Origin of the sequence: Globicatella sanguinis, assembly GCF_002847845.2 — a bacterium.
Classification (GTDB): Bacteria; Bacillota; Bacilli; order Lactobacillales; family Aerococcaceae; genus Globicatella; species Globicatella sanguinis.
The window spans coordinates 1-25,756 of sequence record NZ_CP126962.1; the positions used below are offsets into that span (position 1 = coordinate 1).

The window sequence follows — 25,756 nt, forward strand, 5'->3', positions numbered from 1 at the left end:
ATGTCTCTTGCCCAGGAATTATTTAAAGAATATCAAACAGTTGCGAATGGTTATAGCTTAATTCAAGAATTAGAATATTATTTGCAATTAACAGTTGAAGAAAATGACACTTACTTAGAATTGACTGAATTAGCTCAGTTATTTGGACGTAGTGGTTATCTTGACTTGAAAATCGCTTTATTAAATGAATTGTGGAATATAAAACCGGATGTTGAAATTGGCTTTTTATTAGCACAACAAGCTTATGATTTAGATCAAATTGAGCAAGCGGCTGAGTGGATAGACAAACTATCCCATTTTACGATGACAGAAAAAATGCGCCTTTTACAAGCTCATATTGCGGGCAAACGAGGGGATACACGTCAGCAAAAAATGTTGCTCGATCAATTATTAAAGGAAAATCCCCAATCTGCGACATTGTATTATTACCAAGCTCAGTTTTACTTAAAAGAAAATGATTTTATAAAAGCTAAAGAATTTTTGAATGTTATTTTGGATTACTTTCCGAAAAGTCAATGGGCTAATTCTGCACGTTCATTGTTAATTAATACGATGATAGACAGTGAATTCATTGATCCTGAGCAATTATCCAATTTGATAGCAAACAAGCAATTACCCGAATTTGAAACTGCTACAGAATGGTTGCAAATTGCCAAAGCTTCCTTTGTTGTTGAGGATTATGAACAAGCACTTGCATTTGCTAAGCAATCATTTGAACTGGATAAGGACAATTTAGATAGTATTTTTCTTCAATTACAAATTGCTGTCATCCAACAAGACGCAACAGCTGCTAAGAAGCTTTTAGAATGGCTAGAACGCAATATTCCTATCGGACATGAATTAATTGGTGAAATGAGCCTGTTAGCAGCACAAATGGATTTATTAAGCGATTCATTAATCGAAAAGTTGATTGATTATACTTTATTATTAGAAGATAATAGTGAACAATTCCAATATATTCAACTGATTACCCATTATTATGTTAAAATGAATCAAGCAGAACCACTAGAAGCATTTGCTGATATGATGGCTGAAGAGATTGAAGAACCTGCATCTTTAAGTTATGCTTATGCTAAATATTTTGAATTATCCAATAATTTTGTTGAGGCTGAAGCGTATTATTTAGATGCCATTGAATTAGCTTTAAATATACCGACGTTGGTTTATGAATTAGCCCAACTGTATCTTAAGTTCAATGAAAAAGAATTAGCAGCCCCCTTAAAGACACAATACCAAAACACGCTTTATGATATACCGGAATTAAGACAATTAACAATTGAGTAGGAGGGATAAAATGATGGTTAACCGCAATCAAAGAAAGAGGCAATTTTTAGACTGGCTCATTAAACATTTTAAGCACCAAAATCCGGTGGTTAATCAATTTTTATATTTTTTAATGACCGAACCCAATTGTATTCAGTACATTACGTTTACTGAGCAGAGTCATTATACTCCAAGAGGTATTTATATTTCATATCATACTAAAAGCAATCAACCCTTTGTTTATTATAAAGATTTTCGAAAATATACTTTATGTGAACAAGCTTTTCATGATTTTCGCTTAAATTATCAAGTTAATCGTGATCAATTTTATCTTGAAATTGATATCCCGAATGTTTATGCAGTGTTATATGAGTTTGATATCTTCGAAGAAAATCCGTATCTACCTAAAGATGAAAAAATTGAAGAGAATACGGATGTATTTTTAGAACAATTAACTCTGGATGTTCAAATGAAGATTTGGCGCCAAAAAATTGATGAAGGATTAAGTAAGCATAATTACGAGCAGGTTGAATATTATTTACAATTAATCGAGAAAGCAAAGGGTGAGTAAATGAAAATAGAATTAACAGATCCTTTGTTTCTGGAAGCTCAACCGATATTAAAGCGAATTGAGTCTCATGGTTATGAGGCTTATTTTGTTGGTGGATGTGTCCGCGATACATTATTGGGTAAAACGATTCATGATATTGATATTGCTAGTAGTGCTTTACCACATGAAATTGAAGGGATTTTTTACAATACAATTGATGTGGGAAAAGAACACGGCACGATTATTGTAGTAGAAAAACATATTCCTTATGAAATTACTACTTTTCGAACTGAAGGATATTATTCTGATTTTAGACATCCTGATACCGTAAATTTTGTCCGAGATTTAAGAGAAGATACTTTAAGGCGGGATTTTACTATCAACGCTTTAGCTTTTGATGCAGAAGGGCAATTATTTGATTATCATCATGGTGTAGAAGATCTTCAAGCGCAATTGATTCGGGCGGTCGGAGTGCCAGCGGAACGATTTCAAGAAGATGCACTCAGAATTATCCGCGCTATTCGTTTTGCTAGCCAATTAGGTTTTGCCATTGAACCTTTAACTTTTGAAGCCATTCAACAATATGCCCACTTATTACCTAAAATAGCAGTTGAAAGAGTTAGAATTGAATTGAGTAAATATTTTCAAGGAAGTCATTTCAAAGATAACGCACTACTATTATTTGATACCCAGATTAGTCAGCATTTACCATTATTAGATGGTTTAGATTGTCAAAAGGCTTTGCAGTACATGAATGAACAGATACCATCGTCGCTAATGATTGAAGAAAATTTTGCTTGGTTTTTATTCGCCAAAGGCTTAGGGTTAACCGTCACACAAGCTAATAAGTTTTTAAGAAAATGGACACATAGCAATCATTTAATTCAAGATGTCAAAGATTTATATGAACTGGATAAAATAATACAAAAAAGTCCATTAACCCTTTGGGAAGTTTATCATTATAAAATGGCATTAATTAATCCCATCGAAGCCAGACAACAGCACTTAAATCCTGATTATCAACCTGTTGTTAAAGAGCTGAAAAGTCAATTAGTAATTCATCAAAAATCCGATTTAGTAGCTAATGGAAAGACCGTCATGGGCTGGTTAGGTTTAGAAAAAGGAAATGCCCAATTAGGAGATTTATTAAGAGAAATGGAATATCAAGTGGTAATGAGACAACTACCTAATGAAGAAGCAGCATTAAAAGCTTTTGCTTTAAATTATGAAATAGAGTAAGGATGAAGAGCATGGAAACAATCAAAAAAATTGCCTATGTGGATATTGAGACCACTGGTCCTAGTTTTTCTGAAGGGGATCGCATGATTCAAATTGCGGCCATTATTATTGAAAATGGCCAAATTATTGGCGAACATTCCATGCTAATTAATCCCGAACGAGAGATACCAACTCATATACAAAACTTAACGGGTATTAAACAAGAAGAGGTAGATAAAGCACCTACATTTGCCAAGGTGGCCAATTTATGGCTAAATAGATTACAAGATTGTCTTTTTGTGGCACATAATTTAGCCTTTGATTTGCCTTTTATTGAAAAATCTTTTGAAGCGAGTCATTTAACCTTTGATTGTAAGTACGCATTAGATAGCGAATGGATTGCGCGTATTATGTTACCTAGTGCGACTGGTTTTAATTTGACAGAATTGGCCCAGAATTTAGGGATTGAATTTCCTAATGCTCATGATGCGAAAATGGACGCATTGGTTACAGCTAGAATATTAAGTGATTTAGCTCAAGCTTTCTATCAACTACCGGGTGATGCTAGTGCAAAATTAGTGGATTTAAGTCCTTTTTTAAAACATAATGAACAGTACTTTTTTGAAAATCCAGGTGAGTTTATTCTAATAGATAACACTCTACGTGTTTCACAAGCGAGTCAAATCGAGACGAAGCAGGAAGACCCATTAGCCAAATGGATTTTAAATCAATTTCAACTTAATGAACGTGTCATTGTAAAAGCCAATCGAGCACCATTAACACTTGATACGAAACGACACTTAGTCCATCAAATAACGGAACCTACTGTTATTGTGACCAATGATGTGGAATATTATCAACATCATTTACCTCATTGTTTATCGTTGAGAAATAAAAATGAATTTTTAAGTCGAGCAGCTTTAAATTGGTTAATTGATCATTTACATCATTTGAACCTTAACCAAAATGAATTATTGCAGTTATTGGGAGTTTATCAATGGAGTTTTGTGACACAATCTGGTTTATTAGACGAATTAAATTCGGATATCGCCATTAACCAGATTTTCGAGAAGCATGTGCCATCCCATTTTATGTGGTATGATGATGCCTATTACCAGCGCTATTTAAAGATATTGGCCCAGGCCCCTTATCTATTAGTGAACCATCAACAAATATACAAATTAAAAGGATTGTTGAATTCAGCAATTTTAAAAACAGGGCATTACCAACTTTACATTGATGATTTGGGAGCATTCGTCTATCAACTTTACGCGTTCAATCGTTTAGAAATACCTCTCAGTCAACATTTTATTGAATTACAAAACTATTATGACTCGATTATGCAAATGGATGAACAACCTGAAACTTTAAAACCGTTAACTGGACCAATGCTATCAGCTTTAAAACAAATCAATGCGTTGTTAATTAGCTTATTAGATGAATTTAAAAAGGAATTTACTAGTTTTTCAAAAGTTCAAGTTCAACGATATCTTGTGTGTGAACAGGAAATGAATCAGTATTTAATCAATCAATTAACAGCGATTAAACAACAATTAGAGCAATTACGTGCTTTATCAAATGAATTTCATTTAGACTTTAAGCAGTATCTTGAGATGACCTTGAAAGGCATTAATTCACTGCTAAAGGTATCTCTAAATAATGGCGATATTTTAATCAAATCGGTTCAGTTTAATCATAATTTTTTCCATTTAGTGTTAGAATATAATGATCTTCAATCTGATTTAGGTGTTAATACTATATTAAATGCCTTTAATAAAGTCCTAATTTTAGATCAGGATTATTTGGAAACTAAGCAAAATATATTTGGAAATCACAACTTATTCGAATCATTAAAAAAAATTAATTTACCTGATATTTATTATCAAAAAAAATTGATTAAAATCCCTTTTGGTTACCTGATTGATGCTGAAAATGAAATAGAAATGAATGATTTCGAAGCGATGAGTTATTTTCAAGAAAAAGCTGCCAAAGCTCAAGTAGCATTTTTAAAAGATAATTTGGAGCAATGTCAACAAAAGATAATGATTATTAGCCCTAATCGGGCAACTGTTGAGTATACTTATAATTTATTAAGTTATGATGGCACCTTCAAGCCTTATCAATTATTAGCTGAAGGCGTCACCGGCAGTGGTCGGAAAGTGATTCGAAATTTTAACGATAATGATCTTTCTATCATGATCATCAGTCGTCATAAAATAGAATTAAATCAATTACCCACTTATGATTTTATATTTGATATTTTTATTCATACTTTACCTTTCACCAGTCAAAATCATCCTTTAAGTAAAAAAATAAAACAGTTCAAAGGGTGGAGTAATAACCAATTATTTGATTATTACTTAATTGCTAGGATGTTAGGTGATTTTAGCCAAACCTTATCATTATTGAATGATTTTTATCCTGATTCGCAAATTTATTTGTTTGATGAACGCATTTATACTAAGTATTACTCCAGTCAAGTTCGTGAATATTTTGAACGTTGGATAAATTTTGAAATTATGGACTGACAGAAACTAAAAAAACTGGTAAAATAGTAATGTTGAAAACCATAAAGGAGGTCGAGGCATGAGTAAGAAGTTTATTTCATTTTTAACTTTCGTTTTATTAACGATTTTAGTCAGTTTAGTCCTTCTTTTTATGCGTACACAAGATAGTATTTATCGAGCGGAAGATGAAGCAGTCAAATTAATATCATATGATTTTAAAGTCGAGAATGTTAATAAATTTTATTGGAGTACTACTGATAAAACTTATTTTGCAGTCGATTTTAATGACGATAGAGGACAGCAACATTACGCAATTATTACGCAAGAAGGTGGCGAAACCAACTATTATACTAAAGACGAAATTATAACAGAAGATGAAGCAACTTCTATCGTTTTGTATGATATGCAACCCGATAAAATTGTGCAAATGAGATTAGCACAAATTAATCAAGAGCCAATTTGGGAAGCAACGATTAAAAATAATAATGGTACTATCACTTATTACATTATTAGTGCAAAAGATGGTACTTGGATTCAAACTATCGAAAATATTTAAATTTCAGGAGGCAATATGGAAACAATAACAATGAAACAAGCAGCTCAGTTTGTTGGTCAAGAAGTTCATATTAACGCTTGGGTGACGAACAAAAGAAGTAGTGGTAAAATCGCCTTTTTACAATTGCGTGACGGTACATCATATTTCCAAGGAATCGTCGTTAAGGCAGACGTGAGCGAAGAAGTATTTGAATTAGCTAAATCATTAGGCCAAGAATCAAGTATTATTTTAACTGGAGTTGTTCAGGAAGATACTCGTTCAGCATTAGGCTATGAATTATTAGTAAAAGATATTCAACTAGTAGGTGAAAGCCACGATTATCCAATCACACCTAAAGAACATGGTACAGATTTCTTAATGGACCATCGTCACTTATGGCTACGTTCATCTAAACAACATGCCATCTTAACGATTAGAAATGAAATTATTCGTGCGACGTATCAATTTATGAGTGAAAATGGTTTTGTAAAAGTTGACCCGCCTATTTTAACAGGTTCAGCACCGGAAGGGACTACAGAACTTTTCCATACTAAATATTTTGATGACGATGCCTTTCTATCTCAAAGTGGACAATTATATATGGAAGCGGCAGCGATGGCTTTTGGTAAAGTATTCTCGTTTGGACCAACCTTCCGCGCAGAAAAATCAAAAACACGCCGTCATTTAATTGAGTTTTGGATGATGGAACCAGAAATGGCTTTTGTAGAACATGAAGAAAGTTTAGAAGTTCAAGAGAAATATGTGGCTTATTTAGTTCAAAGCGTTATTGATAATTGTCAATTAGCATTGAAAACATTGGACCGTGATGTTGAGCAATTACGTAAATATACTATTACGCCTTATCCTCGTATTTCATATACAGATGCCATTGAATTATTAAATAAAAATGGCTTTGATGATATTACTTGGGGGGATGATTTTGGTTCACCACATGAAACATTTATTGCTAGTCAATATGAGCAACCAATTTTCATTGTTAATTATCCAAAATCAATTAAACCATTTTACATGAAAGTGAATCCTGAGGATCCTCGTACGGTTTTATGTGCTGATATGATTGCACCAGAAGGTTATGGAGAAATCATTGGTGGTTCAGAACGTGAGATTGATTACGATGTTTTAGCTGAAAACATTAAAAACTTTGGTTTAGATTCTGATACATATGCTTGGTATTTAGATTTAAGAAAATATGGTTCGGTTCCACATTCTGGATTCGGTATTGGTTTAGAACGTGCTGTTGCTTGGATTAGCGGCATTGAACATATTAGAGAAACGTCAGCATTCCCACGCTTATTAAACCGTATTTATCCATAATTTCCTTCAATTTTATTTTTACAAGATGAGGGTGCATTTCAGATTAACGAAACACCTGCAATAAAGGATAGTCATTAAAGAGCAGATGAAGTAATAAGCAATTGACTATTTACTTCAGACTCAATGTTATATAATGAAATTTCAAACCCAAGTCAAGCTTAGGGGAGTGGGCCAAAGAAGGAACATGATTTTGTTTCTTCTTTAAGCTCACTCCTTATTTTATCAAAATGGAGTGAAGAAAATGTCGATGTTGCAACAATTTTTTAAAGAAGGTGTGTCACTGATTCCTAAGGGAATTATCACCCATTATAAAGAATTAGATTTAAGTCCTCAGGCTTTTATTTTATTATTATATTTAATCGATCATCAAGTTGAATTGCAAAGCGAAGCTTATTTACAACGGGTATCAACAAATTTAGGGTGGAGTGAAAATGAATCCTATGAATTTCTATCTGAATTATTAACGAAGGAATACATTCAATTTGAAATGATTAAGGATCATCACGGAAAACAAATGGATATTATTTCATTAGAACCCCTTTACTTGTTTTTAGAAAGTTTTTATAAAAAAGATGAACCTGAATCACAAGATGGTTTAAATGAATCTGAGCAAAAATCTTTAATTCAATTATTTGAAGGTGAGTTTGGTCGTAGTTTAACCCAATTGGAATTAATGCAAATAGCCGATTGGAAACAAATGGATCAATTTAATGATGAGGTCATTATTTTGGCACTGCAACAAGCCGTATTAAATCAAGCCATCAGTTTAAAATATATTGATCGAATATTACTAGACTGGAAAAAGAAAAATGTACGGACTGTCCAAGAAGCAAAAAGAGAAATTGAATCATTTAATCAAGCCAAAACAGAGCGTAGTCGTCAAGCTAATTTGGGCAATCAAGTCCCAGAATTTGAACCCTTTAAAGTTCCAGAATTTGACTGGAATCGATTTAAACCAGAATAAAGAGCAGAGCACTAAAAGACTTAAACAAATAGAATTTTTTGGGGAGTGGGCAAGAAGTAGAAAAGCGAATGACTTTCGCTTCGTCTGCCTACCTCCGCCCAGTTGGGAGTAGACCAGAAGTAGGAAATTGAATAATTTTCGCTTCGTTGGCCTACCCCCGCACAGTTGGGAGTGGACCAGAAGTAGAAAATCAAATGATTTTCGCTTCGTCTGTTCACCCCCGCACAGTTGAGTAGGTATCAAACAAGTCATTAAGACGCAGTTTGAGGCCACTCAACCCCTGCGCTTTTATATAAAGAGCAAACACTGAATTGAATTTATCAAATTTATGCCTAACCTCATTAAGACGCCGTTTGAGGCCACTCAACCCCTGCGCTTCTTATTAACGAATCCTAATTTAACTAAATATATAAAGTTTAGGCATAGCCTAAAAAATAGGCTATAAAAAAAGCTCTAACGCGATTGAATGAACTGCCTCTTGTCTACTTGACAGGGGGCAGTTCAGAACACGAATAGAGCTTTTTTATTTTATTGAGTAGGTTCTTCAGTGACGGCTTCAGTTGCTTCTGGAGTGGTCTCAGGAGCTGTCTGTTCAGGTGCGGTTGTTTCTCCACCAGTAGTAGTTTCTTCAGTTGTTTCAGTTGATTCGGTGGTCGCTTCTGATAAGGTTAGGGTAATAACTAAAGTATCCGACACACTATTACCATTGACAATTCTTAATTTAAGAACATATTGTCCAGATGTTGCGGGTGCTGAGATAGTAAAGGAAGTATTCGTTCCAGTATAAATGACGGAATCATTTAAGGATAACTGATAGACCGCATTTTGATCTAAATGACCTTGCCAGTATGCTTCAATTTGCTGAGCTTCTTGATTATAATTGGCATCAAATGCTGTTGGAGCATTGACATATTGTCCATAAGCAATTGATTCTGTTTTTGGAATATTGCTATCAGCTACGAATAATTCTTTTGATCGAGCTTCTTGAGGTGTATAAGGACCAGGCAACATAATAGGATCTGTATATTTTTCGATTTCTACTTCGGTTACTGAACGTGGTTTTTGCCAATCAGTAATTGGGACGTTCTTCATTAAGTAGGTCATCATTTCTTTATAGATAAGTTGAGGAATTCTCGTCTGCTCTAAGGTTAAATAATTACCAGATTCATATGGATTATCATAACCAACCCAAGTTGCAATGGCATATTGCGGTGTAAAACCGACATACCAGGCATCAGGTGCTGCATAGGTAGACTCATCAAGACCTAATTGAGTGAGTTGATCTTTAGTATAGTTAGTGGTACCTGTTTTACCTGCTTGAATAATATTATCAATACCAGAGGCTGTGGCGAAAGTGCCAGGGACACCTTTTAAAATATCGGTTAACATATAAGCAGTTGAATCTTTCATCGCTTGTTGAGAAACAGTTTCATATACTTCTTCTGTACCTGCTGCGGTAATAATCTTATTTACTGTATAAGGACGATTATATTGACCATAATTGGCAATCGCAGCATAAGCTCCCGATAATTGAATCGGAGTCACTTCACCACCAATCGCATTGGCTTCAACTAATTCTTTTTGATTATTATTTAAAATGTTAATCTCAAGTTTTTGTAAGAAAGCATAGGCATTATCTAATCCAACTTTTTGTAACATTTTTAGAGCAGTAATATTTCGTGAACCAGCTAAGGCTTCACGGATTGTCATTTTTCCTTTATATTCAAAATCAAAGTTATATATTTCATCGCCATTAGAATATGTCATCGGTTCATCTACAACTAATTGACCCGTTGAGTAATTTAAGTATTCGATGGCAGGGCCATAAGCGGATAGTGGCTTCATCGTTGAGCCTATACTACGATTTAAAGTATTGGCACGGTTTAGTCCTAAGACAACATCTTGTTTACGACCACCGGCAATGGCTTGTAAGGCACCAGTACTAACATCGATGACGGATACAGCGGTTTGCATATTATTATCAGGGAAGACGACCGCATCATTATCATTAACGGTTTGATATAATTTTTTCTGTGCGTCCAAGTTTAAATTGGTATAGACTTCGACACCATCAGTAAAAATATTGATATTTGATTTTTCTTGTACTTCTTTAGCCACGACATCTAGATAAGCATCAATGACATAATCAATATCATCAATGGTATTATTATCCAGTGGTACTAGCATTGATTCAATTGAAGTGTCTACTGCTGATTGATAATCACTTTGTGAAATTAAGCCACGATCATACATGACACTTAATACTAAATCACGACGTTCCTTGGCAGCTTCGGGATAAGAATAAGGATCATAATCAGATGGTGCTTGAGGTAAACCAGCAAGTAGGGCAGCTTCAGCCAGTGTGATGTCAGCCAGTTCTTTATTAAAAAATCTTTTTACAGCTGTTTTAGCACCATAAACATTATTAGAGTAGAAAAGTTTATTCAAATATAAGGTTAATATTTCTTCTTTAGAATACTTTTGTTCGATTTGTAAAGATAACCATGCTTCTTGTGCTTTTCTTTCAAGTGTCTGATCAGTAAAATCGGTGGAGAACACTGATAATTTAATTAATTGTTGCGTGATAGTACTACCACCTTCACGTAATTGACCAGCTCTCAGGTTAGACAGTAAAGCGCCAACGATACGGATAGGGTCAATACCATGGTGAGAGTAGAAACGGGAGTCTTCTATCGCTAAGACAGCATCCTCTAATAGTTGAGGTACTTCACCATCAGCCATTAATTCCCGATTTTGTCCACCCAAGGTTTTAATCAGTTCACCATTTTGGTCATATATTTTGGAAGAAACTTGACCACGGAGGTCCTCTCCAGAAATCTTAGGTGCATTCATTGCATAATAACCAAAAAGAGAAGCACCACCAATCATGACCAAAAAGAATAAAGCCACTAAAACAATGAAGATGCGTTTCAACCAATTCTTTCCTTTGTTTTTACGAGGACTCTGTTTTTTTCTATTTTGATATTTTTTTCGTTCTACACGACTACCTGTTGCCATATTACTACTTCCTTTCAACAAACAAATTATTCTCTGGATTCAATATATTGATCTAATGCAGCTAAATAATCAATTATTGGGAATAGACCTTCTTTGCATAAAAATCCTTCTTGTTTTATAAAATCATAAGTTAAACTTTGTTTCTTACTTTTTTTAATTTCCCTATCTACTTTTTCATAGGGGATGATATAAGTTTCATTATGAGCAGCAAAAGATAAGATTAAAAACGCAATTCCGCCTTGTTCAATACATTGAAGCATATGCGTTCTTTGATGCTCTGGTAAATTTGCAAGCGGGAAACTGGTTTTATTTTTAGTTTCCTTTGCTTCAAAATCAATATAAAAGCCTTGATAAACACCATTATAATCCGTTGTTGAAGCATGACGATAATAAGCTTCTACTATTTTGGCAGCACTTCTGCGCGGATAGTCAACCTTCACTACTTGAACCGGAGTTGGTTTTTTATGAATAACAGCCAGATGATGCGTTAAATAATACTCATTGGATTGATTGATTTTATCTTCGAGTGACATTCCACGACTACCGTATATAGTATTGTGAGTATGCTCGGTCTTTTTTGTATGATGGTGATTCGGTTTGGAACCAGTTGGATAATTAATCATTCTCATACCTCCTAACAGTCATTATACTAAATAATCGTTATTTAGAATAGATTTAGAAAGTTTATTTTTATAATAGCACAAAAATTGAAAGTTCTAAAATTAAATTAGCCACTTAAATTGTGTATCCTCCCCATTTTTATGATTGAAAATAAAGCTGCTAGTTGCGGATGGGAGGGGAACTATTTTATGGCTTTCAATACAACAGTAGCACTTTACTTAATGGGAGAATCGGGTAAGCTAAATGACTCGACCGAAAATTTAAGCGAAGTGCAAAAAGGTCGGGGAGTGACCCCGCACCCGATTCGACGATTCAGTCAAGTGCTACGGTATAGAAAAAGTATAGAAAAAAACATCTCAAAACGTTATTATTGTAGTGACAAAACCAGAATAAAGGACGTTTTAAGATGTATCATCATTATAATTCATTTTCAGCAGAAAGCAAGACCCGAAATAAACATTTAACCTTGGACGATCGTCATAATATTGAGCGTTGGCACCATAGTGGTAAGTCTAATCGTGAAATTGCGCGTCTTCTAGATAAAGCCCCTCAAACGATTCATAATGAAATAAAAAGAGGGCTCGTTCTTCAACAAGTTAGAAAAGGTCGCTTCAAAAAGATTTATTCTGCTGAGTATGCTCATTCTCAGTATTTAAAACAGCGCGACAAGTGCGGACGCAAAGTGTCACTTGATAAGGAAACCAAAGAAACACTCGTTCATTTTCTGACCGAAATGAAATATTCACCAGAAATGATCGTTCATTCTAATCTTGTCAACGTTCCTGTTTCAACGATTTACTATTGGATTCATAACGGACATTTAGGTTTAACATCGAATGACTTACTTTATCCACGTAAATCAAAGAAAAAACGTAAGAATACTAGCTCGCAATTTAGAGTGAAAGGTCAATCCATAGAAATGCGTCCGGAAGTCATTAATCAGCGTGGTGAGTACGGTCATTATGAAATTGACACCGTGATTCTAACGCGCAAGACCAATAAATGTTTACTCGTATTAACCGATCGTCGGACACGCCATCAAATTATTCGACTGATTCCGAATAAACAGGCGGCATCCGTCAATAATGCTTTATTAGATATACTCAATGAATATGCGATTAAATCAATTACTGCGGATAATGGTGTTGAATTTTTTAGACTGCATGAAGTCTTTCCTTATGAGCATATTTATTATGCCCATCCCTATTGTTCATATGAACGGGGAACAAACGAAAACCACAATCGACTAATAAGGCGGTTTTTACCTAAAGGAACAACAGATGTAACGGAATTAGAAGTAAAGAAAATTGAAAACTGGATTAATCATTATCCGAAAAGAATGTTCAACTACAAATCACCATTTGAGATGATGTACGCTGGCTAATTTAAACTTGAAATTTGCCAATAGCACAAAAATATGTCTTTTTTATGAAAAAACTCGTGATAAAGGGGTATTATTATTTACAAGAAGCAACTTTTAGAGTAAAATAAGGGAGTATGTTAAATATTAGATAATGTGGAGGTTTATACAAAATGACAACAAATTTTGAAAAAACATCAGTAAATGAAGGAATCTTAACGTTTGAAATTCCTGTAGAAGATATTAAAGAGGGATTAGACAAAGCTTTCAAACGAGTACAAAAAAATATTACTGTACCAGGATTCCGTAAAGGAAAAGTTCCACGTCAAGTATTCAACAATGTTTATGGAGAATCAGCTTTATATGAAGAAGTGTTAAACTCTACATTACCTAAAGCTTATGAATCAGCTGTTAAAGAAGCAGAGTTAGATGTGGTAACTCAACCGGTAATTGATGTTAAATCAATGGAAAAGGGTCAACCATGGGTATTAACTGCAAAAGTTACTTTAAAACCTGAAGTAAAATTAGGTGAATATAAAAACTTAGAAGTTGAAAAACAAGACACAACAGTTACTGACGAAGACGTAAAAAATGAAATCGAATCTAAACGTAAAAGTTTAGCTGAATTAGTTGTTAAAGAAGACGCAGCTGAATCAGGTGATACAGTAGTGATTGACTTTGAAGGTTTCGTTGGTGATGAAGCATTTGAAGGTGGAAAAGGTGAAAACCATTCATTAGAATTAGGTTCTAATTCATTTATCCCTGGATTTGAAGATCAATTAGTTGGCGTAAAACCTGGCGATGAAAAAGATGTAGTGGTAACTTTCCCAGAAGAATATCATGCAGAAGATTTAGCAGGTAAAGAAGCAACTTTCAAAGTTAAAGTTCATGAAGTAAAAGCTTTACAATTACCTGAATTAGATGATGAATTTGCTAAAGATGCAGATGACTCAGTTGAAACTTTAGCTGAATTAGAAAATAAAATTCGTGTTGATTTAACTGAATCTAAAGAAGCAGCTGCTAAAGAAATCGTTGAAGATTTAGCTATCCGTAAAGCTGTTGAAAATGCTGAAATCGTTGAATTACCATACGAAATGGTTCACGAAGAAATTCACCGTCAAATGGATCACTTCTTAAATAACTTAAAACGTCAAGGTATTGACAAAGATTTATACTTCCAAATTACAGGTTCTTCAGAAGCAGATTTACATGATCAATTCGGTGAAGAAGCTGAATTAAGAACAAAAACTAACTTAGTTTTAGAAGCAATTGTTGAAAATGAAGATTTAACTGTAACAGAAGAAGAAATTGAAAATGAAGTCAACGAATTAGCTACTCAATACCAAATGTCAGCTGATCAAGTTAAACAATTCGTTTCTAACGATATGTTAACTTCAGATATTAAATTGAAAAAAGCAATGGAATTAATTGTTTCAACTGCTGTACAAAAATAATTAAGACATTTTATTAGCTAATAATTAATTATGTGAGCTACAATAGGAACAGGGATGGCAATGGGTCTTTCTATTAGAATAGGACCAATTTATTGCATCCCTGTTTCGCCAGTATATAAGAAAGAATTTTGAGCAAGGAGGAAATCAATTGAGTCGAATTAATACTCGAACAAATGATTATTATTGCTCATTTTGTGGGAAGTCTCAAGATGAGGTAAATAAAATAATAGCAGGTCCTGATGTCTATATCTGTGATGAGTGTGTAGCGTTATGTCAGACTATTATTGATGAAGAAAATAATTATAAGAAACAAAACGATCAGATTAATATTTTAAAACCGATTGAAATTTTAAATTCATTAAATGAATATGTAATCGGTCAAGATGAAGCTAAAAAATCTTTAGCTGTCGCCGTCTACAATCATTACAAAAGAATTAGTCATAATGATACAGAAGAAGATGGCGTCGAATTACAGAAAAGTAATATTTGTTTAATTGGACCTACTGGTTCTGGTAAGACCTTTTTAGCACAAAGCTTAGCTAGATTATTAAATGTGCCTTTTGCAATTGCCGATGCGACCACTTTAACTGAAGCGGGATACGTTGGTGAGGACGTTGAAAATATTTTATTAAAATTAGTTCAATCGGCAGATTATGACTTAGATAGAGCGAGCAAAGGTATTATCTACGTGGATGAAATTGATAAAATTGCCAGAAAATCCGAAAATGTTTCCATTACACGCGATGTCAGTGGTGAAGGTGTTCAACAATCACTCTTAAAGATTTTAGAAGGGACAGAAGCAAATATTCCACCAAAAGGAGGCCGTAAACATCCTAACCAAGATTTCTTAAAATTAGACACTAGTCAAATCTTATTTATTGTTGGGGGAGCTTTTGACGGCGTAGAAACCATTGTCAAAGAACGTTTAGGTAGCAAAGTAATTGGTTTCGGTAATAATACCGGAAAAGTTGACGAAACGAAAAGTTTAATGCAACAAATTACGCCAGAAGACTTAATAAAATTTGGTTTGATTCCTGAATTTATTGGTCGATTACCAATCGTTGCTGCTTTAGAGAAATTAACTGAAGATGATTTAGTAGCCATTTTAACTGAGCCTAAAAATGCTATTGTAAAACAATACCAAAAATTGCTAGCCATTGATGATGTCAAACTTGAGTTTGAAGAAGATGCTTTAAGAGCGATAGCGAAAAAGGCGATTGAAAGAGAAACTGGCGCCCGTGGTTTAAGATCAATCATTGAACATGTGATGTTAGATGTCATGTTTGAAGCACCAACGCATGAGGAACTCAAAAAAGTGGTCATTACTAAAGAGAGTATTGATGGAATTAAAAAACCGGATTATTATGGTAAACGTAATAAAAAATTAAATTAAGAGGTGAATCATGTGCATGTAACGAAAGCTGAATTAGTGATCAGTGCTGTTAGTCCTAATCAATATCCTGATGATCATCAACCTGAAATTGCCTTAGCGGGACGTTCTAATGTTGGGAAATCATCCTTTATTAATAAGATGATTAATCGTAAAGGATTAGCGCGCACATCAAGTCAACCAGGGAAAACTCAAACATTGAATTTTTATAATATTGATGACCTATTCAGATTCGTCGATGTACCTGGTTATGGCTATGCGAAAGTCTCTAAAACAGACCGTCAACGATGGGCTAAAATGATAGAAGAGTATTTATTAAATCGAGAAAATATTCGGGTATTATTGTTATTAATGGATTTTCGTCACGAGCCTACACAATTGGACCTTGCGATGAAAGATTTTGCTGAAGAATCCGACATCCCTTATGCGATTGTGTTAACTAAATTAGATAAAGTTAAAAAGAGTCAGTGGAATAAACATCTATCAATGTATAAAAAAGCACTGGATTTACCTACAATTGATGCATTATTTCCTGTTTCATCAGAAACAGGAGAAGGTTGCCAAGATATTTGGGATATTATTGAATCAGTGATAGAATAAAAGAGGTGAAGCGATTGAGCTTTATTCCTGCAGAGACCATTAATGAGATTAGAGAAAAAACAGATATTGTAGATGTAATTGGACAATATGTTCAATTAACCAAGCGAGGCAATAGTTATTCTTGTTCCTGTCCATTTCATGAAGACCGTAATCCTTCTTTTTCGATTCATAGTGACAAACAAATATTTAAATGTTTTAGTTGTGGACGTGGTGGTAATGTCTTTACGTTTTTGCAAGAAATAGAAGGCATCAGTTTTCCTGAAGCAGTCCAAAAAGCAGCTGAATTTTCTGGTGTACCATTAGATCCCCGTTATATTAATCAAGGGTCTGTACAAAATGAACGTTTTGCTGATTTATTCGAAATACATGAAAAAGCAGCCACGTTTTATGCCTATTATCTAAATCAAACCAATAATGGACGGGATGGGTTAGAATATTTAACGGATCGTCAGATTGATAAAAAAATGATTGAGCGTTATTTAATTGGATTGGCGCCTGAAAACTCAGAAGTGCTATATCAATATTTACTTAAAGAAGGTTATAGCAATCAACAATTAGTCAATAGCGGTATTTTTTATCAAAAAGATGATCAAGTCCTAGTCGATCGTTTTAGGGGAAGGGTAGTTTTTCCTCTACGTAATCAACAAGGAAAGGTAGTAGGTTTTTCTGGTCGTGTTTTTGGAGAAACTCAATCTGAGTCTAAATATATTAACTCACCTGAAACGGATATTTTCCAAAAAAATCAGCTAATTTTTAATTTAGATTTGGCAAGACCTGAAATTAGACGTTTAAAACAAGCCATTGTTTGTGAAGGATTTATGGACGTTATACGAATGGATCAAAATGGCATCATGAATAGTGTTGCAACCATGGGAACTAGTTTAACTTCACACCATCTCGAACAACTGACGAAAATGGCACAAGAAATTGTTTTTGTATTTGATGGTGATGATGCCGGACAAAATGCGACCAATCGCGCCTTTGAATTGAGTCTTCCTTTCAAGAATAAACAATTCAAGAGTGTGCGCATTCCTAACCGGATGGACCCAGATGAATGGCTCCAAGCGAATGGTGGGGAAGCATTAAAGCAATTAATCCAAAATGCTAACAACCGTTTCAGTTTTCAACGAGAGTTTTTAAAAACACAATTCAATTTACAAGATGAACAAGGATTAGCTCAATATATTGAAAAGGTGATTGGGTTAATTGCCATGATTGAATCACCTATTGAACAACAATTAAGAATTCAAGATATTGTGAAAGAATATGGCATTGATGAAGCCATTGTCAAAGAACAGATTGCTCGTTCCAAACAGCATTCAAATCAAGGTAATTCTTATTATTCATCAACTAATGATAATGAAATAAATTTTGATAGTACAGATCGCGCTTTTAGTCCAATTGTAGAAAGAAAAGAATTAACAATTCAATCAAAAACGGCTTATGAAGCAGAAAAATTGATTATCCAGAATTTGATTTATCATCAAGATGCTTGGTTTTATTTGGAACAACACTATAAGCAACCGATTTTTTATCATCCTTATTTCCAAGAATTATTTTTTAAGTTAGAATATTATTACTATGATAAAGGGTTGTCATTTCCGATGATAGGATTGGAACAGGAATTAGAAGATGAGTTACAACAACTTTATAGGGATATTATATGGGACGCTAGACAATTATCTTATGATGATGTGGTCATGAGTGATTGTTTTAAAGTCATTAAACGATCCTTTATAGAGCAAGAAATTCTCGAGTGGAAAGAGCGATTAAAGACTTTCCAAAAAGAAGGTAGAAAAACAGAAGTATCTGAAGCAATGGTAGAAATACTTCGTTTAACGAGACAAATAAAGATTTAAGGAGTTGGGCGTATGGCTGAAGAGAAAGATAATCTTAAAGAAACAACTAATGAAGTTAGCGTCTCCTATGAAGAAGCGGTAAAGCGATTAATCGCTGAACGTAAATTAATTGGCCAAATTAAATACGATGATTTATCAGACCAAATCGCAAGTAAGTATGGTTTGGATGCTGATGATATGAATAAATTAATTCAAAAAGTAGAAGATAATGGAATTGCGGTTGTTGGTGAAGATGGTGGACCAACCAAACAACAAATGATCAACGAAGGAGATATTAATGTTGATGAACCTGAACCAACTGCAGTTGAAAAAGCCGCTGCAACTAAATTAAAAGTAAGTGACCCCGTTCGTATGTACTTAAAAGAAATCGGTCGCGTTCCATTATTAAGTGGTGAAGAAGAAGTTGAATTAGCGATTCGTATTAGTCAAGGTGATGAACTGGCAAAACAAGAATTAGCCGAAGCAAACTTACGTTTGGTAGTTTCAATTGCAAAACGTTATGTTGGCCGTGGGATGCAATTCTTAGACCTTATTCAAGAAGGTAACATGGGACTAATGAAAGCAGTAGAGAAGTTTGACCATACTAAAGGTTTTAAATTCTCAACATACGCAACATGGTGGATTCGTCAAGCAATTACCCGTGCAATTGCTGACCAAGCCAGAACAATCCGTATCCCAGTACATATGGTGGAAACAATTAATAAATTAGTACGTGTTCAACGTCAATTATTACAAGATTTAGGACGTGAACCGACACCAGAAGAAATTGGGGCGGAAATGGACCTTTCAACAGAAAAAGTTCGTGAAATCTTGAAGATTGCTCAAGAACCCGTTTCTTTAGAGACGCCAATTGGTGAAGAAGATGATTCCCATTTAGGAGACTTTATTGAAGACGAAGCAGCAATGAGCCCAGAAACTTTTACTTCTTCTGCCTTATTGCGTGAGCAATTAGAAGATGTTTTAGATACATTAACTGACCGTGAAGAGAATGTATTACGTTTACGTTTTGGTTTAGATGATGGGAATATTCGCACTTTAGAGCAAGTGGGTAAAGTATTTGGCGTTACTCGTGAACGTATTCGTCAAATTGAAGCCAAAGCTTTAAGAAAATTACGTCACCCAAGTCGTTCTAATCAATTGAAAGACTTTTTAGAGTAGACTTATGATCAAGCACTTAAGATGGCCTATTGTTATCTTAAGTGCTTTTTTTTGATAAAAATAAAAATATTCGCTTGTATATTTTAAATCATGTTATAATATGAATTATATGATATCAAATAAGATAGTGAGGTGTCCTTTGGAACAAACATTTTATCAATTTATACGAAAATATACTGATTTTGATGCGAATGATCCAATGAGTCGTTTAGCAAATGCGATACATCAGGATATTTCTTTTCCAAAACATGAAACTGATTTTGAAGTTATTTCGAAATATATGGAAGAAAATAGTCATTATTCAAAATTATTGAGCATATTTGATGATGCTTGGAATCAATATCAATTTTAAAATTATTAATTAAACTAGGAGTGTGAAAAAATGAGTACACATATTGCTGCAGAAAAAGGGGCTATTGCTAAAACTGTTTTATTCCCAGGAGATCCGTTAAGAGCAAAATTTATTGCGGAAACATTTTTAGAAGATGTGGATCAATATAATACCGTTCGTAATATGTTTGGTTATACCGGAACTTATAAAGGGGTAAAGGTTTCGGTACAAGGTTCAGGTATGGGAATTCCTTCAGCAATGATTTATGCTGAAGAATTATATCAAGAATATGGTGTTGAAACGATCATTCGTATCGGAACAGCTGGTGGAATGAAAGAAGAAGTTAAAGTGCGTGATATTGTTTTTGGAATGGGGGCAACCACTGATTCTAGTGCTTTAAGCAATATTTTTGAAGGTCAAGTTCATTACTCAGCGATTGCTTCTTTTGAAGTTTTGGACATTGCCTATCATATTGCCGAAAAATCAGATGTCCAAGGCATTCATGTTGGAAATATTTTATCGAGTGATCGTTTTTATAATGAAGAAATGGATAAGAAAAAATTAGCCCGTTATGGTGTGTTGGCCGTTGAAATGGAAGCAGCCGGTATCTATGCAGTAGCCGCTAAACACAATAAAAAAGCCTTAACGATGTGTACGATTTCCGATCATATTTTAACTGGCGAAGAAACAACCGCTGAAGAAAGACAAACAACCTTTACTCAAATGATGGAGATAGCTTTAGAAACAGCTGTAAAATTGGAGGCATAATGATGTCATTGTTAAAAAAACTAACACTACATTCAACAGCTACCTTATTATTGTTAGCTACAATGAATCCGACGACAATGGTCATCGCTGAGACGAAGACAGAAGAGGAAACAACAGTAGCAGAAACAACTGTTGAAGTAGATGAGTCGCCATTAGAAGATGAGGATTTTAAGCTCATAGAAGATGTCTACAATAGTATCTTAGATAATTATATTGAAGATGTGAATAAAGAAGTGCTCTTACAAGGCGCTTTGGATGGAATGGTCCGTTCATTAGGTGATCCTTATTCAGAGTACTTGGACAGTGATGAATCGGCACAATTTGACGAAACAATTGAAGGTTCCTTTACAGGAATTGGGGTTCAAATTATGACTCAAAATGGCTTAGTAACCATTATTAGTCCAATTGCGGATACTCCAGCAGATAAAGCTGGCTTAAGAGCCAATGATATTATTTTGGAAGCCGATGGTGTTTCGTTAACCGATATGAATTCGAATGAAGTGGTTAAACATATTCGAGGTGAAATTGGTACCAAAGTTAATCTTAAAATTCAAAGAGGATCCAGTACTTTTGAAGTAGAAGTAGAACGTGCAGAAATCCCTTTAATTTCAGTAGAAAGTAAACTTGATGAGAATGAACCGACAATTGGTTATGTTCAAATTACTCAATTTGCCAGCACCACTGCCGATGAAATCGAAGAAGCCGTGAGTCAATTGCGCAAAGATGGAGCGAAACGCTTTATTTTCGACTTACGTAATAATCCTGGAGGATTATTAGATCAGGCGATTATTATTTCCAATATGTTTCTTAAAGATGGTGATATCATTGTTCAAATGCAAGAACAAGATAAAGAGCCGATTGCTTATGCAGCTAATGATAAAGCATATGGTAAATTCCAAATTGACGAACCGTATGTGGTATTAATTAATGAAGGAAGTGCATCCGCAAGTGAGATTTTATCGGCTGCCATTTCTGAAAATACCGATAATCCTTTAGTAGGTATGACAACCTTTGGTAAAGGAACGGCTCAAAATATAACCAATCAGTCTGATTTTGGCGAATTAAAATTAACGGTTGCTAAATGGTTAACGCCATCTGGTATGTGGATTCACAAGACAGGTATTACCCCTAAAGTTGAAGTGGAAAACGAGCCATTAGCTAATTCTATTTCACTAAATAGTAAAGAAGAAGTGAAAGAAGGCGATGCCTCCGATTATACCAAAACAGCTATTTTAATTTTAAAAGCATTAGGTTATGAAATTAATTCCGATTATCTCTTTGATGAATCAGTGACCCAAGCGGTTAAAGCATTCCAAGAGAAAAATAATTTGGAAGCAGACGGCATTATTACTGGTGATACGGCTAATTTACTGAATAATGAAGCGAGAGAATATTTAAATAATCATGATGTTCAATATGATAAAGCATTGGAAACACTGATACAGGTAACGGAATAATGCGAGTAGTGCATTCACTTTTTAATGAATTCATTAACCTCTTATTTTCCATTACCATCGCAGTAGTCTTGTTTTTGATTATTAAAAGTTATCTCGTTCAGCCTTTTCAAGTTGAAGGTCATTCAATGGATTTAACCTTAAAAGATGGAAGTCAAATGCTTTTATTAAAGCAAACTAAAATTGACCGTTTTGATATTGTGGTGTTTCCCGATCCAATGGGTTCAGGACAATCGTATGTCAAACGCTTAATTGGCTTACCCGGGGACAGTCTTTATGTAAAAGATGATGTTTTGTATATAAATAATCAGCCCACTGCGGAACCATACTTAGAGCCATTAAAATCGCAAACGGAAGGAATTTTTACGCAAGATTTTAGCTTATGGGATACCATAGGAGAAGAAGTAATACCTGAAGGATATTATTTTGTATTGGGAGATAATCGACCGGCTTCTGGTGACAGTCGCCAATTTGGTTTAGTCCCGATTGAGTCTATTCAAGGTGAAACGTCGATTGTTTATTTTCCTTTTAATCAAATAAAAAAACTCGATCATTATCAATTAGATGCATCAGGCCAAGTGGTTGTTAAGTAATGAATAAAATAAGCTGAATGCTTTTTCAAAGTATCTTAGATGTAAGTGTAAGATACCGTGATGAATAAGCATTCAGCTTTTTATGTGAATTGGGTAGAAGGAATTGTTTGTTTAATAATCGTATTAGTTCTGGCTCTTTGTCAAATGGTATGGATAAATAGAAATGACTCTGTTCACCTACACCAAAAAGTATAGAGCCTTAGTTCTTCAAACTAGTTACATCAGAAGTCTTATTGTGCCGTGCCGGACTTAGATAAAATATCCGTCCGGTTATTTTTATAATTTAGTGAAATAAATTTACCATTGTAAATGAAGTAATCAATCCATTATTCGTATCGATTTTTATACTTATTCAAAATATAACCCTATTTGTATAAGCATAAACGATCATTTGGCTAGAATGTTAATTTTTATTTTGATTGAAATTTTCTAGCCAATCGGCAAAGGCATCAATATTTAGTTTTGAAGATATCCGATGGCTAATACCATCGACTGGATTAAGAGACAATTTAGACGGAAGTTTATCGCTCAATTGTTCCAAATGAGTTAATTTTAAAGATTGCGGTAATTTTTCACTTATTTGATCGAGATTGAAAGTGTCACGCGTTTTATCTGATAGATTTTCAAAAAAATAAGAAACATCAGTACGAATAGAATAAATTTTTTCTTTTTGATATTGATGATAATTTTCCTTCAATATCGCTAATAATTGATTGCCGATGGTCATGAATTGTTCTTTTTTCTCGTTATCGATTTCAGCTTTTACAAGGTTAACTTTTTTGATGAAGTCTAAAAGGTCTTTGGAAATATCATTTAATGTTTTTGCACCAGCTAATTCCAGTAATTGAAAACCAAAATCAAAGAATGTCGCTAATTCGGTCGCACTGTACTGATCGCACCACTGCTTTAAGGTCCGGTCAATAATATTACTCGCATCAGTCGTTTGCGTCGTTCTTTCAATTTGAGTATCTTGGATACGCCAATGCATAATATCATGTTGAAAAACACTAATATGATTACTTTTTACAATAATAGGTTTGATGTTATGAAACATCATCTTACCTACAACCGAATCTTCCGGAATATAGCGATAAATATAAGGCTTTAACGCTTGGTATTCGGGAAGGTGAATTTGATTAGCGGTTAGACCTGGACTGTCAAATAAGTATAAATGCAGCAATCTTGTTTCGATGACTTGCTGAGGTAATGATAGACCCGCTATTAGTGCAAGATTCCCACCCTTAGAGTGACCACTGATTATTAATGAATCATCGGCTACCTCATGGATGATCGATGAGATGTATTTTTTCGCTTCGAATTGAGAAGGAATATCTTCTTCATAGGCTAATTTAAAATCTTCTTTCCAACCTACTAAAGTATCATCGGTACCTCGATAGGAAACTAATAATTCATTACCAGGTAAACGATACGTTAAAGCACAAAATTGCTTATTATTTTTCTCACTGAAATGATTAACAAAATTAAAAGCTGATATGTCTTGGTACCGCGGTGCCTCGGCAACTTTCTCAAATAATTTATAGCGTTTTTCAGTCGCTAAAATGGCATTTTCAATATGATGTAATTTAGAATTTAATTGATATTCTTTAAATAAATCATTGAGCATTTTAGGGTTTTGATAATTATTTTGCGGTGATAAATACAAATCAAAAGGTAGATAAGTTAACTCATTAATGATTAAAATATCCACTTCATTTAAATTGTCAGGTGTGAGTGCGATTTCTTTCACTTGATCGATATAATGAAATAAAGTTGACATAGGAGACCTCCTTTGAATCAGCTAGCATAATTTTATCGTAATTATCGATAAAACGCAATTTTAGCTTGCATTCTTAATAGGAATCATGTAAAATGAGAAACGGTGTTAAACCAATTCACACGAATTCTGGATGATGAACCAGGTGCTTAGGGATAAGTTGGTTCATTAGATGACAGATTCGGAGGATATCAAAAACCAAATGGAGGAATTTTATTATGGCAGTTATTTCTATGAAACAATTGTTAGAAGCTGGTGTACACTTTGGTCACCAAACACGTCGTTGGAACCCTAAAATGAAACGCTACATCTTTACTGAGCGTAATGGTATTTATATCATTGACTTACAAAAAACAGTAAAATTAGTAGACGAAGCATATAACTATATGCGCGAAGCTAGTGCTGATGGAAATGTAGTTTTATTTGTGGGTACTAAAAAACAAGCTCAACAAGCGGTTGAAGAAGCAGCCGTTAAATCAGGTCAATACTATATTAATCACCGTTGGTTAGGTGGATTATTAACTAACTGGGATACGATTCAAGGCCGTATTCGTCGCTTAAAAGAAATCGAAAAAATGGCTGAAGATGGAACTTTTGAAGTTTTACCTAAAAAAGAAGTTGGGGAAATCTTAAAAGAACAAGAACGTCTTGAAAAATTCTTAGGTGGTATTAAAGATATGCCAAGAATTCCAGATGTAATCTTCATCGTGGATCCTCGTAAAGAACGTATTGCTGTTCAAGAAGCTCATAAATTAAATATTCCAATCGTGGCGATGGTCGATACAAACTGTGATCCAGATGAAATCGATGTTGTTATCCCATCAAACGATGATGCAATTCGTGCAATTAAATTAATTACTAACGCTATGGCAGATGCAATTATTGAATCAAACCAAGGTGAAATTGCAAACGAAGCGACAGACGAAACAAATGATACAGAATTCTTTGATAATTTATTTGATAACAAAGAAGAGTCTGTTGAAGAAGAAAGTGCTGAATAATCA

Annotated in this window: 22 protein-coding genes; 19 read left to right on the top strand and 3 right to left on the bottom strand. The window is 34.2% G+C overall.

Annotated elements, in window-relative coordinates:
• From CYJ72_RS00005 to CYJ72_RS00035, 7 genes are all read left to right on the top strand, one after another.
• Positions 1 to 1,284 (top strand): tetratricopeptide repeat protein, encoded by a 1,284-nt coding sequence (locus CYJ72_RS00005; protein ID WP_284629948.1) that lies wholly within the window; start codon positions 1 to 3, stop codon positions 1,282 to 1,284.
• 10 nt (positions 1,285 to 1,294) lie between these two features.
• On the top strand, positions 1,295 to 1,834 hold the full coding sequence (locus CYJ72_RS00010) for a YpiB family protein (RefSeq protein WP_066126411.1): 540 nt from the start codon (positions 1,295 to 1,297) through the stop codon (positions 1,832 to 1,834).
• Positions 1,835 to 3,052, top strand: a complete 1,218-nt coding sequence (locus CYJ72_RS00015) for a CCA tRNA nucleotidyltransferase (protein ID WP_284629954.1) — start codon at positions 1,835 to 1,837, stop codon at positions 3,050 to 3,052.
• Between the two features lie 11 nt (positions 3,053 to 3,063).
• The gene (locus tag CYJ72_RS00020) at positions 3,064 to 5,559 is read left to right on the top strand and encodes an exonuclease domain-containing protein (protein WP_284629956.1); all 2,496 of its coding nucleotides are present in this window, start codon (positions 3,064 to 3,066) and stop codon (positions 5,557 to 5,559) included.
• Between the two features lie 58 nt (positions 5,560 to 5,617).
• Positions 5,618 to 6,094, top strand: a complete 477-nt coding sequence (locus CYJ72_RS00025; protein ID WP_066126405.1) for a hypothetical protein — start codon at positions 5,618 to 5,620, stop codon at positions 6,092 to 6,094.
• 15 nt (positions 6,095 to 6,109) lie between these two features.
• Complete coding sequence (gene asnS, locus CYJ72_RS00030; protein WP_284629958.1) at positions 6,110 to 7,408, top strand: asparagine--tRNA ligase; 1,299 nt, start codon at positions 6,110 to 6,112, stop codon at positions 7,406 to 7,408.
• Between the two features lie 241 nt (positions 7,409 to 7,649).
• Positions 7,650 to 8,372: a DnaD domain-containing protein gene (locus CYJ72_RS00035; protein WP_066126402.1), complete on the top strand. Its 723-nt coding sequence runs from the start codon at positions 7,650 to 7,652 to the stop codon at positions 8,370 to 8,372.
• A 528-nt stretch (positions 8,373 to 8,900) separates the two neighbouring features.
• Here the strand turns inward: CYJ72_RS00035 and CYJ72_RS00040 are convergent.
• Together CYJ72_RS00040 and recU are read right to left on the bottom strand one after the other, a co-directional pair.
• Positions 8,901 to 11,390 carry a transglycosylase domain-containing protein gene (locus CYJ72_RS00040; protein WP_101813695.1) on the bottom strand — a complete coding sequence of 830 codons (2,490 nt, stop codon included), beginning with the start codon at positions 11,388 to 11,390 and terminating at the stop codon, positions 8,901 to 8,903.
• Between the two features lie 26 nt (positions 11,391 to 11,416).
• Positions 11,417 to 12,013 carry a Holliday junction resolvase RecU gene (recU, locus tag CYJ72_RS00045; protein ID WP_066124020.1) on the bottom strand — a complete coding sequence of 199 codons (597 nt, stop codon included), beginning with the start codon at positions 12,011 to 12,013 and terminating at the stop codon, positions 11,417 to 11,419.
• Between the two features lie 186 nt (positions 12,014 to 12,199).
• On the opposite strand from recU, the gene CYJ72_RS00050 reads away from it, so the two are divergent.
• The 11 genes from CYJ72_RS00050 to lepB all read left to right on the top strand — a co-directional run bounded on the left by CYJ72_RS00050 (position 12,200) and on the right by lepB (position 22,978).
• Entirely contained in the window at positions 12,200 to 12,475 is a 276-nt protein-coding gene (locus CYJ72_RS00050) for a hypothetical protein (protein ID WP_284629961.1), read from the top strand.
• Entirely contained in the window at positions 12,418 to 13,395 is a 978-nt protein-coding gene (locus tag CYJ72_RS00055) for an IS30 family transposase (protein ID WP_101813433.1), read from the top strand. The genes CYJ72_RS00050 and CYJ72_RS00055 overlap by 58 nt, the downstream gene beginning before the upstream one ends.
• A 149-nt stretch (positions 13,396 to 13,544) precedes the next feature.
• On the top strand, positions 13,545 to 14,825 hold the full coding sequence (gene tig / locus CYJ72_RS00060; protein ID WP_066124018.1) for a trigger factor: 1,281 nt from the start codon (positions 13,545 to 13,547) through the stop codon (positions 14,823 to 14,825).
• Positions 14,826 to 14,973: 148 nt separating this feature from the next.
• Positions 14,974 to 16,218: an ATP-dependent Clp protease ATP-binding subunit ClpX gene (gene clpX, locus CYJ72_RS00065; protein ID WP_284629964.1), complete on the top strand. Its 1,245-nt coding sequence runs from the start codon at positions 14,974 to 14,976 to the stop codon at positions 16,216 to 16,218.
• Positions 16,219 to 16,230: 12 nt separating this feature from the next.
• A complete protein-coding gene (gene yihA, locus CYJ72_RS00070) occupies positions 16,231 to 16,815 on the top strand; it encodes a ribosome biogenesis GTP-binding protein YihA/YsxC (protein ID WP_066124012.1) in 585 nt (194 codons plus the stop codon).
• A gap of 14 nt (positions 16,816 to 16,829) precedes the next feature.
• On the top strand, positions 16,830 to 18,674 hold the full coding sequence (gene dnaG / locus CYJ72_RS00075) for a DNA primase (RefSeq protein WP_284629970.1): 1,845 nt from the start codon (positions 16,830 to 16,832) through the stop codon (positions 18,672 to 18,674).
• Positions 18,675 to 18,686: 12 nt separating this feature from the next.
• Positions 18,687 to 19,832 (top strand): RNA polymerase sigma factor RpoD, encoded by a 1,146-nt coding sequence (gene rpoD, locus CYJ72_RS00080; RefSeq protein ID WP_284629972.1) that lies wholly within the window; start codon positions 18,687 to 18,689, stop codon positions 19,830 to 19,832.
• Positions 19,833 to 19,971: 139 nt separating this feature from the next.
• On the top strand, positions 19,972 to 20,184 hold the full coding sequence (locus tag CYJ72_RS00085) for a YozE family protein (protein ID WP_245631239.1): 213 nt from the start codon (positions 19,972 to 19,974) through the stop codon (positions 20,182 to 20,184).
• Positions 20,185 to 20,214: 30 nt separating this feature from the next.
• A complete protein-coding gene (deoD, locus tag CYJ72_RS00090; protein ID WP_284629975.1) occupies positions 20,215 to 20,931 on the top strand; it encodes a purine-nucleoside phosphorylase in 717 nt (238 codons plus the stop codon).
• 2 nt (positions 20,932 to 20,933) lie between these two features.
• On the top strand, positions 20,934 to 22,388 hold the full coding sequence (locus tag CYJ72_RS00095; RefSeq protein WP_284629976.1) for a S41 family peptidase: 1,455 nt from the start codon (positions 20,934 to 20,936) through the stop codon (positions 22,386 to 22,388).
• Positions 22,388 to 22,978, top strand: coding sequence for a signal peptidase I (gene lepB, locus CYJ72_RS00100; protein WP_284629977.1), 591 nt, complete (start codon positions 22,388 to 22,390; stop codon positions 22,976 to 22,978). The genes CYJ72_RS00095 and lepB overlap by 1 nt, the downstream gene beginning before the upstream one ends.
• A gap of 403 nt (positions 22,979 to 23,381) precedes the next feature.
• Here the strand turns inward: lepB and CYJ72_RS00105 are convergent, their stop codons facing one another.
• Positions 23,382 to 24,755 carry an Mbeg1-like protein gene (locus CYJ72_RS00105; protein WP_284629979.1) on the bottom strand — a complete coding sequence of 458 codons (1,374 nt, stop codon included), beginning with the start codon at positions 24,753 to 24,755 and terminating at the stop codon, positions 23,382 to 23,384.
• A 215-nt stretch (positions 24,756 to 24,970) separates the two neighbouring features.
• Between CYJ72_RS00105 and rpsB the strand changes: the two genes are divergently transcribed.
• Positions 24,971 to 25,753: a 30S ribosomal protein S2 gene (gene rpsB, locus CYJ72_RS00110; RefSeq protein ID WP_284629981.1), complete on the top strand. Its 783-nt coding sequence runs from the start codon at positions 24,971 to 24,973 to the stop codon at positions 25,751 to 25,753.
• Positions 25,754 to 25,756 lie beyond the last annotated feature (3 nt).